Here is a 16,831-nt window from a genome sequence, read left to right as displayed (position 1 = left end):
TGCGGTCGGAGGCTCAGGTCGGCCGGCTCGCAGGCCGGTTTGTGTCGCGGGCCGGCCCGACCCGCAGCTCGGTGCCGCAGATTGGTCCGACCCGCAGATCGGCCCGACCCGCAAGCCGGTCAGAGTCGCAGGTCGGCCAGCGTGGGGTCGAGGCGTCCGTACCGGTGTGCCGTCAGCGCGACCGACTGCTCTCGCAGGAACGTCAGCAGTTCGATCCGCCCCTCCTCGGTCACCTCGCCCGAGGAGATCGTGACGTCGGGGCTGCCCCGCAGGGCCCGGGCCAGCTCGGTGGGGTCTCCGCCGATCGTCCGGATGCGCAGGCCGCGGTAGGCCGCGACCGCCTCGGGTGACGGAGCCGGTCTCGAGTCGTCGACCCGCGCCTCCTCGGTGGAGGCCCGCTCGCCCCCGGCGGCCTCGGCCAGCAGGTCGAGCACGTCCGGGCCGGCCACCTCGGCCGTGGGGCCCTGCAGCGCCCCCGCGGCCGCCCGCGCGACGAACGCCTCGTCGCTCTCGACGACGACGTCTCGCACCCGCACCGGCGACGAGGAGGCGCGCCACAGGTGCACGAGACCCGCCGGCAGCGGCACGGCCGAACTGATGGTCAGGGTCGACCCCGCCCGTGCCCCGGCGGCGACGAGCCGGACGAGAGCCGTCGGATCGGCCCCCGCGGAGAGTCGCAGCGTGACGGGGTGCGGACGGTAGCGGAGCACGTTGCGCTGGACGACGAGGCCGGTGACGTCACGGGCCAGGCCGAACTCGGACTGCCAGGCGCGCTGGTCGCTCTCGACGGCCGTCCGCAGCGAGTCGAACTGCTCGAACGACAGGGTGGGTCGGGCCGCGTCGACGAGACGGGTGACCCCCTCGGAGACGTCGTGCAGGCGCAGGGAGGGGCGCGGCTCGTGGGGACGGTGGCGCCAGGCCCCCTGGCCGATCAGGGCGTTCGGGCCGCCGGGCTTGAGACCCCGACCGATCGCCCGTCGACCCCACCCGCCGGGGGGCCTGCGCCGGACCCGGGCGCCCGTCGTCGGACCGCCGACGACGAGGTCTCCGGCCCGCACGGTGTGCAGCCACTCGTCGATCTCGTCGACGTCGAGGGAGTGCAGACCCGCCACGTCACCGCCGTTCTCGGCGTTCTGCACCGCGATCGCCTCGGCCAGGGTCTCGACCGGGACGAGGCCGACGACGGGGACCTCGTGCGAGCGGGAGGCGAAGGCACCGCGGGCGTCGACGCCGTCGCGCACGCCCGGCGAGCAGAGGGCCCCGGTCTCGTCGAGGGGACGCGGCTCGAGCAGCCACGACTCGCCGGGGCCGAGCACGGTCAGGACGTCGAGCTCGGACCCGGTCGGGGTGGAGGCGAGCGGGCCCATCACGGTGGCGACGTCGTCGGCCGGACCCACGACGACCGCCTCGAAGGCCTCGCGCAGCAGGCGACGGAAGGCCTCACCGTGACCGACGGACCCGACGGCCAGCACCAGGTCGAGGGCTCCGTGACCACGGCCGGCGTGGTCGACGACGCTGGCGACGACGTCGGCGGCGGCGAGCTCGAGGTCGGCCGACGGGGTGACGACGAGCGAGGTGACCCCCCGGGTCCGCACGGCGAGGTCGAGGTCGGGGCGCGCTTCACGGAGGCCGACGGCCGTCTCGACCGCCCCGTGCGCGACCACCCGGTCGACCAACGGGTGCGTCAGCAGGGCGCGTTCGTGGTCGGGGTCGTCCGCGACGACGAGGGCCAGGAGCGAGTCCGGGACGCCGACCGCCCAGAGCGCCTCCGCGACGACGGCGACCGCCCGCCGCCGGCTCCGGGGCAACAAGACGACGACCGCGCTGCCGGCGCCGAACGCCGCGAGCACCCCTTCGACCGTTCCGGCGACGGGCGTGACGAGGTCGGGCACGACGACCGTCAGCCGCGGGGGCCGGTGCTCGGCCGTGTCGACCGCCGCGAGCCCTCGGGTCAGGACGGCCAGACGGTGGGCCGAGTCGACGGCCGCACCGACCTCGTGGTCGGCCTCGGACAGGGTCGAACCGGACTCGCTGACGGACACCTCGACCAGGCGCGAACGCCGCAGGGCGAGCTCGCGGCCCGCCAGGTCGAGCAGCTCGGCGCGGGTCTCGGGGTCTTGGCCGCCCCAGGCCCCGCCGGCCGAGGAGGCGCGGGTCACCATCGCCACGAGGGAGTCGTCGTCGAGGGCGCCGGCGTCCGAGGAGGCGGCCCCGAGGGAGGGGGCCGTGTCGGCGGTCTCGATGCCGGCGACCGACCGACGGGCGCGCCCGAGCACACCTCGGGCCCACCTCCGGTTGCCGTCGAGCGAAGGATCGGTGTCGGCCTCGGCCACGAAGTCGACGACGTGGTCGGGGCCCTCGTCGAGCGGGCCCGACCGGTCTCGACGGCGCCGGGGCACGGAGGGCAGATCGCCGACGGCCGCCACGGCGCGGTCGTGCCGGCGAGCCTCTCGCGCGAACGCCGCCTCGTGGTCGACGTCGAGGGCGCTCGAGAGGAATCCCTCGGGGTCGGCGAGCGCGTCGAGCCGGCCCACCAGGTGTCGCACGGCGGAGTCGAACTCGCCGGAGACGGTCACCGGCACCAGGAGGACGAGCGACCCGAGCTCGGAGCGGACGACCTCGGCGAGCCCGGGTGCGGCCCCCAGCCACATCTCGACGTCGAGCAGGTGGTCGGTGCCGTGGCGACGGGCGACCGTGACGGCATGGGCCAGGTCGAAGACGTCGTGCCCGGCGAGGCCGACCCGGGCGACCGCGGCGTTCTCGGGCCTCAGCGCGAACTCGACCAGCCGGAGGTGGCTCGCGTCGGTCTCGTGCTTGGCCTCGAAGGTGACGACGGGCCAGTCGTGCAGGCGGGCGTCGACGATCTCGTCGAGTCGCGACCCGCCCTTCACCAGCCGGACCGAGATCGGCGCGCCGCCCCGGTCGACGCGGTCACGGGCCCAGTCGGTGAGCAACCTCAGCGAGTCGAGCGCCTCGGGGACGTACGACTGGACGACGATGCCCGCCGTCACCGCCTCGAGCCCGGGTCGGTCGAGCAGTCGCGTGAAGACGTCGATCGTGAGGTCGACGTCGGCGTGCCGGTCGACGCCGAGGGTGAGGAGCGTGCCCGTCGACGCCGCCAGCTCGACCAGGGGCCGGAGCCTCGACTCGGCGAGGTCGCTCGTCTCGTCGAAGGCCCAGGGCGAGGTCGGGCCGACGAGCTCGCGGACGGTCGTCGTGACGCGCTCGACGTCGGGCCGCTCGATCAGGGCCCGGACCGCGGCGACCCGGCGCTCGGCCTGGGTCGGCCCCGACACCGTGGGCCCCCAGGCGGTGACGTCGAGCCGGACGCCGTCGCCGCGCAGACCCGTGAGGGCCTGCGCGAGCTTCTCGGGTGGCGCGTCGACGAGCAGGTGCCCGACCATGTGGCGCAGCGTCCGCCGCGCGACCGGCATGATCGGCTTGGGTGCGATCGGGCCGAAGCCCCCACCGAACGAGATGGCCGCCCGGAGGTGCCAGGGCAGCAGGGCCGGCGTGCGTCGGCTGAGCGACTCGAGGGCCGATGCGCCCGCCCGGTCGTCCCCGGGGCGGACGACGCGGTCGGCGAAGTCGCGGGCGAAGTCGAGGCCGCGGGGGTCGCGCAGCACGTCGGTCAGACGGGCGGCCGGACCCTGCACGGGGACGGCACGCGCGGCGTCCCACCAGCGGCGGGCTGTCTCGACGGTCTGCTGCGTGACTTCGTCGGCGTGCACATCGGACATGGGTCGAGGATATGCCGCGCCACCGTCCCTACACTGGGCGAATGGCCGACGAACTCACCGACGAGGAGTGGGTCGTCTGGGACTCCTTCTACGCCATGAGACGGCGCCTCGACCGGGCCCTCGAGCTCCGTCTGCAGAGCGATTCGGGCGTGTCCGCCCCCGAGTACGAGATCCTCGTCGGCCTGGGCCGGAGCAGCGACCGACGCTCGCGCGTACGGGACATCGCCGAGCAGATCGGTTGGGAGAAGAGCCGGGTCAGCCACCAGGTCACCCGCATGGAGCGCCGAGGGCTGGTGCGCCGCACCGAGTGCGCGTCCGATGCGCGGGGCACCTGGGTCGAGCTGACGACTGACGGCCGCCGGGCCATGCTCGCGGCGACCCGGGGGCACACGGCCGCCATCAAGAGGTACTTCGCGGACGTGCTCGAGACGGACGCCGAGGTCGTCCGGGCGTTCTCGGGTCGCGTGCTCGAGGCGATCGGCACGGACGCGTCGCCCGACGCCCAGGCCTGACCCGCGCCTCCTCTGCGTCCCGACGCGGACGCGCGGTCGTCGCGGCCACCTCGGCCGTGCCGGCCGTCTCGGCCGTCTCGGCCGTCTGCCGCGTCAGTGGAAGCGGTGGTCCTGGATGGTCATGCGCGGGCCGAACCTCGGCTTCGAGAAGCCGCTGCCCGTGATCAACCGCATGACGCGTTCACGGTGGCCGCGCCACGGCTCGAGCAGCTCGAGCATGCCGTCGTCGTCCACGGGACGGCCGATGAGCGCCCATCCGACCACGGCGGGCAGGTGGTAGTCGCCCACGCTGGGGCTGTCGGGGTCGCCGTGCGCACGCTGCGTCGTCTCGGCGGCGGTCCAGACGCCCACGCCGGGGATCGACCGGAGGCGCGTCGCGACCTCGTCGCCACCCCGACCGACGGCGAGCGTGCGTTCTAGTGCGGGCGCCACCGCACAAACCCTCATGACGGTCGCCGATCGCTGCGGCCCGACGCCGGCCCGGTGCCACTCCCAGCTGGGGATGCGGCGCCAGCCCTGGGCGTCCGGCGGGACGACGAGCCCCTCGGGTGCCGGACCCGGTGCCGGCGTGCCGTGTCGACGCACGAGCTGCCGCCACGCACGCCAGGCCTCGACGCTCGTGACCTTCTGCTCGAGGATCGCCGGGACGACGGCCTGCAGCACGAGGTTGGTGCGGGTCAGCCGGAGCCCCGGTTGCCGCCGGCGGGCGTCGGCCAGGAACGCGTTCGTCGTGACGTCGAGCCCCGACCAGTCGTCGCCGCGGCCCAGCAGCTCGGGCACGTGCTCGATCGCCCAGGCGGCTCCCGGCCCCCACGCGTCGGCGCGGACGGACGAGGAGGCGCGGCTCGCCGACACGCAGAGCGTCACCTCGCCCGCCGGGGTGCGCAGGGCGAGCCACGTCCGGTCGCCGTCGACCCGGAACGAGGGATCGCCCGAGCCGCGACCCAGGGGCCGCAGGGTGGCCCGGACGTCCACCGGGCGTGCCGACGAGTAGACCGTCCCGAGCCGTCGGTCGTCCGCGTCGGGAGCGGCCCCCGTGCGCTCGAGCTGATCCATGTCGCGATGGTAGACGCTCCCGCCGACAACACCTCTTGCGTCATGGTTCATGTCTGTGTGATATTTTATGCGTCGGCCATCCGCCGCCCGTGCACGAGACGAGAGACACCGAGCAGACCCGATGACGATCACCACGAGACCCCTGTCCGCACCCGCAGGTGCCCGCGTCACCTCCTCCGCGCCCGGCCGACCGAACCGCCACCACCAGGGCGATGCCCATGGTCCCGACGTCGCCCCGGCCGCTCCCCCGGTCCGGCGGGCCGCCGCCCGTCGGGCCAAGCGGGCGATCGACCTCGTCGGGGCCGTCGCCGCTCTGACCACCCTCGCTCCCGCGCTCGCCCTCGTCGCCCTGGCGGTGCGACTCGACAGCCGTGGCCCGGTCCTCTACCGCCAAGAACGCTGTGGGCTCGACGGCCGGACCTTCGAGATGCTGAAGTTCCGATCGATGGCCGACTCCGATCGGGCCGTCGCGATCATGCCCGAGGCGAACGACGCCGACGGGCCGCTCTTCAAGCTCCGCGTGGATCCGCGTGTGACCCGGGTCGGCCGCGTGCTCCGCAGGCACTCGCTCGACGAGCTGCCGCAGCTGGTGAACGTGCTGCGGGGCGAGATGAGCCTGGTCGGGCCGCGCCCGGCCCTGCCGCGAGAGGTCGCCCAGTACTGCAGCCGCGCCCGCCAGCGCTTGACGGTGCTGCCGGGGCTGACCGGCCCGTGGCAGGTGGGGGGCCGCTCCGACCTCGACTGGGACGCCGGGCTCGACCTCGACCTCGGCTACGTCCACGGCTGGACGCCGACGACCGATGCGCGGCTGCTCGTGCAGACGATCGGCGCCGTCGTCCGGCCCTCCGGCGCGTACTGAGCGAGACGCGGCACGCGTTCCCCGGACCCGACCGCCGACCAGACCCCCGAAGCGGAGCCACCATGACCGACCACCGTGTCCGCAGACGACGACGCTCGTTCTTCCGACGCCACCGTCTCGCCATGACGAGCCTGCTCGTGCTGGTCGGCGTCGTGACCACGGGGGTCGGGGCCCTGGCGATCTTCGGTCTCACCACGATCCGGTCGGCCGAGGACGCCCTCGACGACGTCGGCACCCTGACCGACTACGCGGGCCGCCCCGCCCCCGCCACCGACGGCTCCGTCAACCTGCTGCTCCTCGGGTCGGACAGCCGCGAGCCCGTCGACGAACGCGATCTCGCGGGCTCCGGGCCCCGACGGGCGGACACGATCATGGTCGCCCACATCGCCGCGGACCGTCACTCCGTCGAGCTCGTGTCGATCCCTCGCGACACCTGGGTCGAGGTGCCGGACCACGGCCAGGCCAAGGTCAACGCCGCCCTGGCCTGGGGCGGCGTCCCGCTCCAGACCCGGACGATCGAGGCGTTGACGGGCGCACGCATCGACCACGCCGTCGTCGTCGACTTCGGTGGCGTCGAGTCGATGGTCGCGACGTTAGGTGCCGTGACCGTGCAGAACGACGTCGAGTTCCGCCGAGGAGATCGCGTCTTCGCCGAGGGAGCCGTCACCCTCGACGGTCCGAGCGCTCTCGAGTACGTGCGCGAGCGCTACGCCTTCGCCGATGGCGACTTCCAGCGCATGCGCAATCAACGCGCCCTGGTGGCCGGCATCACCGACCGCCTGGTCAGCACGCGCACCCTGACCGATCCGGCGCGCGTCTCGGCGTTCGTCGAGACCACCGCCGGTCACGTCGGGGTGGACAGCTCGTGGACCACGAGCGACATGATCGGCCTCGGCCTCTCGCTGAGGCAGCTCCGACCGTCCGACGTGACATCCTTCACGATGCCCGTCTCGGGCACCGGCACGTCACCCGACGGGCAGTCGATCGTCATCGTCGACGACTCGATGCTCGACGACCTCCGCCGCGCGTTCGCCGACGACGACCTCGAGTCGCTCAGCCCCCCTGCGGGCTGAGCGAACGGATCAGAGCGGCTGCTGCCGGGCCCCAGCCCCCGCCCGTCGCGCCGGGCGACACCCGCACGGCATCCGAAAACGTCCGCCACGAGCTCGGCGGCAGTCCGAATCCGCACGAGATCACCCCGTGGGCCAGACGGGGCTCGAGGATGTCGAGTTCGCGGGACAGCGCCGGTGATCGTTCGACCGAGGCGAGTCGTCTGACCACGGTGGCCAAGCAGGTGAGGATCGTCAGGGTCGCCGGGGCCCCTTCGGACCTCGTCGCCAAGGGGAGCAGTCGGCTCGTCACCGCCGCGATCTCGGCCCGGTCGGCGCCGCCGCCCGTCGGGTGTCGATCGGCCGACCACGACACGAGCCGGGCGTACAGATCGCGGGCGGCGACGACGTCGGCGACCTCGGGGCGAGCGACCCGCGTGTAGCGGTTCGGAGCCATGTCAACGAGGCCCCTCTCGTCGAGCCGCTCGAGAGCGGAACGGACGGGAGTCCGCGAGACGCCCAGCCAGGTGGTGAGTTCGTCGTCGGCGAGCCTCTCGCCGGGCGTCAGGGTGCCCTCCAGGATCGCGACGAGGATCATCCGGTAGACGTCGTCGCTCAGGCGTGGTCGGACGAGGGTCGCGCGGGCGCCGGCCCTCGTGACGTCGTCACCCCGGGCGAGGACGCGACGGCCCTCGACGACGGCGGACGCCCCGCGCGGATCGGACGACCCGACCCGGGCGACGTCGGGCGGGTCGAGCCTCGAGGTGACCCGCTCGCACGCCTCGGCCGCGGCGTCGACCAGCCCGCCGCCGAGTGACCGACGAACCTCGACGAACACGTCGGCGACGACGTCGAGATCGTCGGCGGACAGCTCTCGGAGGTGATGGCGCAGGGGCAGCGTCAGACGTCGCGCGTGTCGGACGGCGAGGCGGCCGAACACGTGGTCGTCGACGGCCGACCACACCGCCGCCCAGGAGTCGCCGACCGCGTCGACCTCCTCGACGGAACCGTCGGCCGAGGAGGAACGGGCGCGGCAGTCGTCGACGAGGCCCGACAGGCGTCGATCGAGCCCGGTTCGTTCGTCGTGACCCGCCGACGCGACGACGGCCGCGAGCAGGGCGCACCCGACCGCCAGGAGGTCGACGGCGACCTCGCGGCGAGGGACCACGACGCTCGTCGCCCTACGGGCCGAGATCTCGGCCAGTCGCACCTGCTCGAGCTTCGCGATGGCGACCCGGATCGGCGTCCGCGAGACACCGAGCCACGTCTCGCAGTCGGCGTCTCGCAGGCGCTCGCCCGGTCGCAGCGTGCCGTCGAGGATCGCCTCGACCAGGTACTCGAAGACGGCGTCCTTCTGGAGGCGCCGAGGGATGACCGGACGGGCGGGGGTCGGGACGGGCATCGTCGCCTTTCGTCGGTGTCTGGAATTCCGGGTACCAGCATAAGGCATTTATGCCTCAGGCGTACGGCGCTCCCCCACCGGCCTGCCCCTAGGATCTCCTGGTGGCGACCCCGAAGATCGTGTTGTTCTATGCCTTCACACCGCTCGGCGATCCCGAGGCGATGCGTCTGTGGCAGCGCGACCTCGCCGAGTCCCTGAACCTGCGCGGGCGCGTCCTCGTGTCCCACCAGGGCCTCAACGGCACGCTCGGAGGCGACCTGCCCGACGTCAAGCGCTGGCTCAAGAAGACCCGGCAGCACCCGGCCCTGGCCGAGCTCGACGTCAAGTGGAGCGAGGGCACGGGCGACGACTTCCCCCGCCTGTCGATCAAGGTGCGCGACGAGATCGTGACGTTCGGCGCCCCCGACGAACTGCAGGTCGACGGGTCCGGCGTGGTGGGCACCGGTGAGCGGCTGTCCCCCGACGAACTCCACGAACTCGTCGCCCGTGAGCAGGTCACCTTCTTCGACGGTCGCAACGAGTACGAGTCACGCATCGGTCGGTTCCGAGGCGCCGTGGTGCCCGACGTGGCCACGACCCGCGACTTCGTGGCCGAACTCGACAGCGGGCGCTACGACCACCTCAAGGACGAGCCCGTCGTCACGTACTGCACGGGTGGCGTGCGCTGCGAGGTGCTGTCGTCCCTCATGACGTCGCGGGGGTTCTCGCGGGTCTACCAACTCGACGGGGGTGTCGTGCGGTACGGCGAGCGCTTCGGCGACGACGGCCTGTGGGACGGTTCGCTCTACGTCTTCGACGGTCGCGGGTCGGTCGAGTTCAGCGACCACGCGGCCGTGATCGGTCGCTGCGAGGTCTGCGGCACCGCGACCAGCCGCATGCAGAACTGCGTCGAGGTGCAGTGCCGACGGCAACTGGTCGCCTGCGACGGGTGCGGTGCACGAGGCGACGTGACCTGCGACCGGCACCGCGCCTCCTCGTCCGTGACCGGCGACGGACCTCCGGTGCTGTGACCTCGGTCGAGGCTCCGGCGTAGGGTCCCCGGCATGACTGAGACCAACGACATCAAGAAGATCGGCGAGGTCCTCGACGCGGGCCGCATCGGCATCCTCACCACGCAGAGCAGCCACGGCCACCTCGTGAGCCGACCCCTCGCGATCGTCGATCGCGACTTCGACGGCAAGGTGTACTTCTTCACGCGCGACCCCTCCCCCAAGGTCGACGACGTCAAGGCGCACCCGCAGGTGAACGTCGCCGTCGAGACCGGCAAGGGCTACCTGTCGCTCGCGGGCAAGGCCTCGATCGTCAAGGACTCCGGGCTGATCGACGAACTGTGGACGACCGGGGCCGAGGCCTGGTTCGACAAGGGCCGCGAGGACCCGACCGTCGCACTGCTCGAGGTCGACGTCGACACGGCCGAGTACTGGGTCAGCAACGAGCCCAAGGCCGTCACCCTGTTCAAGTACGCCAAGGCCGCCGTGACCGGCGGACACCCGAAGAACGTCGCCGACACCGGCACCGTCTCGCTCTAGCCGAGGAGGCGCGGCGCGGGTCGTCCTCGACGGCCCGCGCCCCCGGCGGTTCGCGTCCTGTGATGGTCCGTGCCCGCCCCGGTCACCCGCAGGTGACGGTCCGACCGTCGCCGTTCACGTAGTCGCCGGGACCGAGCTGGGCACAGGTCGTCGCGAGTTGCGAGTAGTAGTCGAGTGCCGCGATCGCGTACACGAGGCTCAGGACGATGACGATCGAGGCGACGACCATGCCGGTCAGCGCGAGGGTGGCCGGGCGGCCGGCGGCACGGGCGCGTCGCGCGGCCACGATGCCGAACACCAGGCCGAGGGGCGCGAAGAAGACGCCGAAGACGATCGAGGCGATCGCGAGACCGCGGCCCTCGTCGTCGGTGCGGGGCGGCGCCGACGACCAGTCGTCGTCGGCGGGGAAGAAGTACGAGCCGAGGCCTGCGTTCTCGGCCCGGGCGTCGGGCGCGGAGCCGGTCTCGGGCACGGGACCGGGCGGCGGCGCCCAGACCTGACGACCGTCGGAGTCCCACGTCGGCGCGGCGGCCTGCTGGCCGACGGGCTGCGACGAGGGGGGCTGCGACGCCGCGGGCTGGGGGAAGAACGGCTGCTGCTGTCGCGCGGCGGGCATCGACGATGCGCCGGAGGGGTCGAGCGGCCAACCGCGATCGGCCACGCCCGCCTCGGGGTGCACCGGGCGAGGCGGACCGAACGGGAACTCGCCCCGGTCGGGCTCGGTCGGCGCTGGCCGGGCGAACCGGGCCCACGGCGACGGCGGACGCCCCGGCTGCTCGTTGCTCATGCAGGCGAGGGTAGTACGGCCGCCTGCGCGACCGGCAGGGCGGTGACCGGGCCCGTGGACAGGTGCCGCGCCTCCTCGTGGTCCATGATGGGTCTCGACCTCGGCCCGTCGATCGGGCCCTTCGATGCGATGGAGCCCCTCGATGCGAATCGGAATCCTCACCAGCGGTGGCGACTGCCCCGGTCTCAACGCGGTCATCCGCGGTGCCGTGCTCAAGGGCACGCAGATCCACGGACAAGAATTCGTCGGCTTCCGCGACGGCTGGCGAGGCGTCGTCGACGGCGACGTGATGCCCCTCACCCGCAAAGAGATCCAGGGCATCGCGAAACAGGGCGGCACGATCCTCGGGACGAGCCGCACGAACCCGTTCGAGGGCGACGGCGGCGTCGACCGCATCGCCGAGAACATGGAGCGCTTCGGCATCGACGCCATGATCGCGATCGGCGGCGAGGGCACCCTGGCCGCGGCCAAGCGCCTGACGGACGCGGGACTCAAGATCGTCGGCGTGCCCAAGACCGTCGACAACGACCTCGGGGCGACCGACTACACCTTCGGCTTCGACACCGCGGTCCAGATCGCCACCGACGCCATGGACCGCCTGCGCACCACCGGCGACTCGCACAGCCGCTGCATGGTCGCCGAGGTCATGGGCCGACACGTGGGCTGGATCGCCCTGCACTCGGGCATGGCCGCCGGTGCCCACGCGATCCTCATCCCCGAGCAGGCGACCAGCATGGACCAGATCGTCGAATGGGTGCAGTCGGCCTACGACCGGGGTCGCGCCCCGCTGGTGGTCGTCGCCGAGGGCTTCGTGCCCGACCACGAGAGCGACGTGCACTCCGAGCGCGGCCTGGACGCCTTCGGCCGCCCGCGCCTCGGCGGGATCGGCGAGCGACTCGCCCCCGTCATCGAGGAGCGCACGGGCATCGAGACCCGCGCCACGACGTTGGGGCACATCCAACGCGGCGGCACGCCCACGTCCTACGACCGCGTGCTCGCCACACGACTCGGCATGGCGGCGAGCGACGCGGTGGTCGAGGGTCGCTGGGGGCGCATGGTCGCCCTGCGGGGCACCGAGATCGTCCACGTCTCGTTCGAGGAGGCCCTCGACAGCCTCAAGGTCGTCCCGCAGCACCGCTACGACGAGGCCGCGATCCTCTTCGGCTGAGGGGCGGCCACCGGTGGGCGGTGGCGCGGGGTCCGTCGCACAGGCGATGTGCGCCCGGCCGGAGTCTGACAGGCTCGACGCATGATCACGTTCATCGTGGTGGGGGCGATCGGACTCCTGCTCCTGCTCGTCAGCATCGTCGTGGGCGACCTGCTCGACGTCGTCGACGTCGGCGACGGGCTCGTCTCGGGCGTCGCCCTGGGCGCGGCCCTGGCCATCTTCGGGCTCGCCGGGGTCGTCACGTCGCAGACCGACCTCGCCGCGGGGTGGACCTACGCCGTCGCCGTCGGCATGGCCCTCGTCGCCCTCGTGCTGATCCAGCTCGTCGTCCGCCGCGTGACGCGCCGCGAGAGCGGGGGGCACTGGTCGCCCGTCGGGTTCGTCGGCGTCACGACCGAGGCCACCGGCCCGGCCGGCGGCGAGGTCCGGCTCGACGACGTCCGCGAGCTCGAGCGGCGGCTCGCGACCAGCGACGCGCGCATCGAGCGCGGCGTCCGCGTCCGCGTCGTGGCCGAGAACGGCCCGCGCGTGCAGGTCGAGGCGCTCGACGCCGGCGAGACCTCCGCGTCACGTGATCCCCAGACCAACTGAAAGGAAGCCCCGTGGACTTCATCTCCTCGAACGTCAGCGTCGTCGCCATCGTCGTCGCCGTCGTCATCGTGCTCGCCCTGCTGTCGTTCGTCGCCAGCCGCGTCCGTCGCGTCCCGCCGAACGAGGCCCTGATCGTGGTCGGCCGTGGCGCCGAACGGTCCGAGGGCGGGGGCATCTCCAGCCCGCAGAAGGTCATCATCGGTGGCCGCACCTTCGTCTGGCCGATCTTCCAAGAGGGCTTCAAGCTGTCGCTCGAGCAGTACCAGACCCCGGTCGAGGTGCAGGCGATCGACGCCAACTACATCCGCACCGCCGTGAAGGCCACGGTCAACTTCAAGGTGACGGGCACCGAAGACGGGGTGCGCCGCGCCGCCCAGCGCTACCTGCTGCAGCAGCAGCAGCTCCCGGTCATCGTGCAGCAGTCGCTCGAGGGGTCGATCCGCGGTCTCATCGGCGGCCAACCGGTCGACGACCTGGTCAAGAACTTCTCGCGCCTCGCGGCCGACGCCGTGAACGAGACGAAGGGCGAGCTCGCCGAGCTCGGCCTCCAGATCGAGACCATGAACATCCGCGAGATCGAGACGCCGGGCAGCACCTACCTCGCCGACCGTGGTCGCGCCGAGGCGGCCGTCGCCAAGCAGAACGCCGACGTGGCCGAGGCCGAGGCCGAGCGCATCGCCGCCCTGGCCCGCATCGGCAACACGCAGCAGACGGCCGAGCGTCAGCTGCAGCTCGACGTCCGCCAGGCCCAGATCAAGGCCGAGACCGACCGGGCCCAGGCCGAGGCCGCCGCCGCCGGTGAGCTCGCCCGGGCCATGCAAGACAAGCTGGTCGCCGAACAAGAGAGCATCGCCGTGGCCGAGCAGGCCAAGGTCAACCAGGAGCGACTCAACATCGAGGTGCGCCAGCCCGCCGAGGCCGCGGCCTACGCGTCCGTGCAGAACGCCGAGGCCGAGCGCGACGCCGCCAACGCCGCCGTCGAGGCCGAGGCGTTCCGCCGCACGCAGCTCGCCGACGCCGCCCGCAACGCGGCCGAGAACGAGGCCGCGGCCGTCGAGGCCGCCGGTCGCGCCGAGGCCGCGGCGATCAAGGCCAAGGGTCTCGCCGAGGCCGAGGCCGTGGACGCGCTGGCCGAGGCTCAGGGCAAGTTCGGCCAGGCGGCACTCGCCTCGCAAGTCATCTCGCGCCTGCCCGAGATCGCCCGCGAGATGGCGGCGCCGATGGGCAACATCGACGCCCTGACGGTGGTGTCGACCGACGGTGCCAACGAGCTGACGAAGTCGGTCGCCAACAACATGACGCAGCTGCAGGACGTCGTGAAGGCCACGACGGGGCTCGACCTCGTCAGTGCGCTGGGCGGGTTCCTCGGGGGCAAGGCGGGGGCGTCCGGCCCCGTCGATCGCGTCTGACCGCACCCGCGTAACCTCGATCGCATGCGTGCGATCGTGGTCGAGAAGGGCAGGGCCGCCGAGCTCCGAGAGCTCGACGAGCCGGTCGCCGGGCCGGGTGACGTCGTCGTCGACGTCACCTGGTCCGGCGTCAACTACAAGGACGGTCTCGCCCTGCGCGGTGACCCCGGGGTCGCCCGCGTCGATCCTCTCGTGCCCGGCATCGACCTGGTCGGCGTCGTGGCGTCCTCGGGGTCGTCACGTTTCGCACCGGGCGACGAGGTGCTGGTCAACGGTGCGGGCCACGGCGAGACGAAGGCGGGCGGCTTCGCCGAACGCGTCGTGGTCAACCCGGGCAGCGCCGTCCTGGTCCCCCCGGGCATCGACGGGCGGCGCGCCGCCGCCATCGGCACGGCGGGTTTCACGGCGATGCTGAGCGTCCTCCGGCTCGAACGCGACGTCGGCCCCGACGACGGTGACGTCGTGGTGACCGGTGCGGCCGGAGGCGTCGGGTCGGTGGCGATCGCGGTGTTGAGCCGCCTCGGGTACTCGGTCAGCGCCTCCTCGGGTCGCCTCGCCGAGCAGGGCGACTACCTCCGCTCGCTCGGGGCCTCGGCCCTGGTCGACCGCGACGAACTGTCCGGGGCGGGGAAGCCGATGCAGCGGGCCCGCTGGGCCGGCGGCGTCGACTCGGTCGGGAGCCACACCCTCGCGACCGTCCTGGCCCAGACCCGCTGGGGTGGCACCGTCACGGCCTGCGGGCTCGCCCAGGGCGCCGACCTGCCGACGACGGTGCTGCCGTTCATCCTGCGGGGCGTGACCCTGGCCGGCGTGAACTCGGTGGAGGCACCGCTCGACCTGCGCCAGCGCGCCTGGGAGCGACTGGCTCGGGACCTCGACCTCGACCTCCTCGACTCGATGACCGGCGAGGTCGCCCTGGCCGACGTGGTGGGCGCCGGCGAGGCGATCCTGGCGGGCCGGACCCGGGGGCGGACGGTCGTGCGCGTCGGCGGATCGCACATCTAGAACTCCGGATCACCCATACGTACTCAGCCCTCGGGTTTATGCTCGACATGTCGGCGACCGGTTCAGGGCCGGGTCGACGAACCGACCGACCGCGGTGCCGAGCGCCGTCGACCGTCGGCACCTGACCGCAGACACGACGGAGGCCCCCGATGCCGATCCCCCAGAACGACGACCAGACGCCCGCCCCGCGCCGCCTGTTGCGCGACGTCGTCTACGACAAGATGTTCGCCGCGATCATCGACGGCACCCTCGAGTTCGGTGAGCGCCTGAACGACGACCAGCTCGTGGCCTGGCTGGGCGTCAGCCGCACGCCCGTCCGCGAGGCGATCGCCAAGCTCGCCGACCAGGCCCTGGTCGACATCGAGGCCAACCGCTACACGCGCATCGTCGACCCGTCCTACGGCGAGTTCGTCGACACCGTCGACGTCGGTTACGCCGTCTGGTCCCTCTTCGTCGAGCGGGCCGTGCCCAAGCTCGACAAGGCTCAGCGTGCCGAGGTCGTCGGCCTCCTCGACACCCGGGCCAAGGCCTTCAAGGCGAAGAAGGAAGAAGACATCGCGGGCCTCGCGCGGGCCAACGAGATCCTGCTGGCCGCGGCCGACAGCGAGTCCCTGACGCGACTGTGGTCGAACACCGGCCCGCGCCTCCTGCTGCTCCTGCGTCGTCCGTCGGCCAACGGCATCTTCGACTTCCCGCAGGCGCACGCCTTCACCGTGGCGTTCCGCGACGCCGTGAAGGCGGACGACGCCGCGGCGGCCGCCGCCGTCGTGCGCGAGCAGCCCGCACGCCTGCAGGGCCTGTTCGACCAGGTGCGCGAGGCGGGCATCTACCGCGAGTGACCGTCGCCCCCTCCGTGGCCGCCCCGGTGCCGCCCGTGCTCGACGTCGTCGCTGCACGGGTGACCCGGGGCGGTCGTGATCTGCTGCACGACGTGTCGTTGCGCGTCGACTCCGGCCAGCACTGGGCGCTGATCGGCCCCAACGGAGCCGGCAAGACGACGCTGCTCACGTTGTGCGGTGCGCTCGGTCACCCGACCGCGGGCACGGTCGACGTCCTCGGCCGCCGCCTCGGGCGGGTCGAACTGAGCGAGCTGCGTCACCACATCGGCCACGTCGATCCCCGCCACCGCATGGTCGGCGACGCCACCGTCCGTGAGGTCGCACTGACCGGCTTCACGGGCAGCAGCGACCCGGTGCCCCGCTGGGTGCCCACCGACGAGCAGGAGGCGCGGGTCGTCGACCTCGTCGCGAGCGTCGGTCTCTCGTCCCGCCTCTCGGCACGGTGGAGCGTGCTGTCCCAGGGCGAACGCGGTCGGGCGCTGATCGCCCGTGCCCTGGTGTCGCAGCCTGCCCTGCTGCTGCTCGACGAACCGGCGACGGGACTCGACGTCGCGGCGCGGGAGCACCTGCTCGACACCGTCGACGAGCTGCGCACGACCCACCGCGCGATGTCCTCCGTGACGGTGACCCATCACCTCGAGGACCTGCCGAGCAGCACGTCGCACGCCCTGCTGCTGCGCGACGGCATGGTCTTCGCCACCGGACGGGCCGACGACGTGCTGACGTCCGACCTCGTGTCGGGCGCGTTCGACCACCCGCTCGTCGTCGATCGGGCCGACGGCCGCTGGTCGGCCCGCGCCCGCCGCCGCTGACCTCCGGCCGTGCCGGCGGGCCGGGCCGGGCCGGGCCCAGCCGGCCCGGCACTGGCGGGCCGGCACTGGCGGG

15 protein-coding genes are annotated in these 16,831 nt (G+C 73.1%); 11 read left to right on the top strand and 4 right to left on the bottom strand.

What is annotated here, in order from left to right; genetic code table 11:
- Positions 1-119: 119 nt before the first annotated feature.
- Complete coding sequence (locus ACVJ1F_RS07470) at positions 120-3,740, bottom strand: proline dehydrogenase family protein (protein ID WP_456885493.1); 3,621 nt, start codon at positions 3,738-3,740, stop codon at positions 120-122.
- Between the two features lie 41 nt (positions 3,741-3,781).
- On the opposite strand from ACVJ1F_RS07470, the gene ACVJ1F_RS07465 reads away from it, so the two are divergent.
- Complete coding sequence (locus ACVJ1F_RS07465; RefSeq protein WP_456885492.1) at positions 3,782-4,252, top strand: MarR family winged helix-turn-helix transcriptional regulator; 471 nt, start codon at positions 3,782-3,784, stop codon at positions 4,250-4,252.
- Positions 4,253-4,345: 93 nt separating this feature from the next.
- Here ACVJ1F_RS07465 and ACVJ1F_RS07460 read toward each other — a convergent pair whose 3' ends face one another.
- Positions 4,346-5,308 carry a DNA-3-methyladenine glycosylase family protein gene (locus ACVJ1F_RS07460; protein WP_456885491.1) on the bottom strand — a complete coding sequence of 321 codons (963 nt, stop codon included), beginning with the start codon at positions 5,306-5,308 and terminating at the stop codon, positions 4,346-4,348.
- A 121-nt stretch (positions 5,309-5,429) separates the two neighbouring features.
- Between ACVJ1F_RS07460 and ACVJ1F_RS07455 the strand changes: the two genes are divergently transcribed.
- Both ACVJ1F_RS07455 and ACVJ1F_RS07450 read left to right on the top strand, forming a co-directional pair.
- The gene (locus ACVJ1F_RS07455) at positions 5,430-6,167 is read left to right on the top strand and encodes a sugar transferase (protein ID WP_456885490.1); all 738 of its coding nucleotides are present in this window, start codon (positions 5,430-5,432) and stop codon (positions 6,165-6,167) included.
- 62 nt (positions 6,168-6,229) lie between these two features.
- Positions 6,230-7,240 carry an LCP family protein gene (locus ACVJ1F_RS07450; protein WP_456885489.1) on the top strand — a complete coding sequence of 337 codons (1,011 nt, stop codon included), beginning with the start codon at positions 6,230-6,232 and terminating at the stop codon, positions 7,238-7,240.
- Here the strand turns inward: ACVJ1F_RS07450 and ACVJ1F_RS07445 are convergent.
- Positions 7,221-8,618: a GntR family transcriptional regulator gene (locus ACVJ1F_RS07445; protein ID WP_456885488.1), complete on the bottom strand. Its 1,398-nt coding sequence runs from the start codon at positions 8,616-8,618 to the stop codon at positions 7,221-7,223. The two genes, ACVJ1F_RS07450 and ACVJ1F_RS07445, sit on opposite strands and share 20 nt — an antisense overlap.
- A 101-nt stretch (positions 8,619-8,719) precedes the next feature.
- Here ACVJ1F_RS07445 and trhO point away from each other — a divergent pair, with 101 nt between their 5' ends.
- Both trhO and ACVJ1F_RS07435 read left to right on the top strand, forming a co-directional pair.
- Positions 8,720-9,628, top strand: coding sequence for an oxygen-dependent tRNA uridine(34) hydroxylase TrhO (trhO, locus tag ACVJ1F_RS07440; RefSeq protein ID WP_456885487.1), 909 nt, complete (start codon positions 8,720-8,722; stop codon positions 9,626-9,628).
- A gap of 33 nt (positions 9,629-9,661) precedes the next feature.
- The gene (locus ACVJ1F_RS07435; RefSeq protein WP_056044110.1) at positions 9,662-10,147 is read left to right on the top strand and encodes a pyridoxamine 5'-phosphate oxidase family protein; all 486 of its coding nucleotides are present in this window, start codon (positions 9,662-9,664) and stop codon (positions 10,145-10,147) included.
- Between the two features lie 82 nt (positions 10,148-10,229).
- Here the strand turns inward: ACVJ1F_RS07435 and ACVJ1F_RS07430 are convergent, their stop codons facing one another.
- A complete protein-coding gene (locus tag ACVJ1F_RS07430) occupies positions 10,230-10,934 on the bottom strand; it encodes a hypothetical protein (RefSeq protein WP_456885486.1) in 705 nt (234 codons plus the stop codon).
- Positions 10,935-11,076: 142 nt separating this feature from the next.
- Between ACVJ1F_RS07430 and ACVJ1F_RS07425 the strand changes: the two genes are divergently transcribed.
- From ACVJ1F_RS07425 to ACVJ1F_RS07400, 6 genes are all read left to right on the top strand, one after another.
- A complete protein-coding gene (locus tag ACVJ1F_RS07425) occupies positions 11,077-12,102 on the top strand; it encodes a 6-phosphofructokinase (protein ID WP_056044114.1) in 1,026 nt (341 codons plus the stop codon).
- A gap of 81 nt (positions 12,103-12,183) precedes the next feature.
- Positions 12,184-12,693, top strand: coding sequence for a hypothetical protein (locus tag ACVJ1F_RS07420; RefSeq protein WP_159824867.1), 510 nt, complete (start codon positions 12,184-12,186; stop codon positions 12,691-12,693).
- A gap of 11 nt (positions 12,694-12,704) precedes the next feature.
- Entirely contained in the window at positions 12,705-14,102 is a 1,398-nt protein-coding gene (locus ACVJ1F_RS07415; protein ID WP_056044120.1) for an SPFH domain-containing protein, read from the top strand.
- A gap of 24 nt (positions 14,103-14,126) precedes the next feature.
- Positions 14,127-15,107 carry an MDR family oxidoreductase gene (locus ACVJ1F_RS07410; protein ID WP_456885485.1) on the top strand — a complete coding sequence of 327 codons (981 nt, stop codon included), beginning with the start codon at positions 14,127-14,129 and terminating at the stop codon, positions 15,105-15,107.
- 149 nt (positions 15,108-15,256) lie between these two features.
- Positions 15,257-15,946, top strand: coding sequence for a GntR family transcriptional regulator (locus tag ACVJ1F_RS07405; protein ID WP_456885484.1), 690 nt, complete (start codon positions 15,257-15,259; stop codon positions 15,944-15,946).
- A complete protein-coding gene (locus ACVJ1F_RS07400) occupies positions 15,943-16,758 on the top strand; it encodes an ABC transporter ATP-binding protein (RefSeq protein ID WP_456885483.1) in 816 nt (271 codons plus the stop codon). Before ACVJ1F_RS07405 ends, ACVJ1F_RS07400 begins: the two co-directional genes overlap by 4 nt.
- Positions 16,759-16,831 lie beyond the last annotated feature (73 nt).

This window comes from Frigoribacterium sp. 2355 (genome assembly GCF_054060695.1).
The sequence above is the reverse complement of the archived record's forward strand: the minus strand, read 5'-3'. Positions and strand labels throughout refer to the sequence as shown.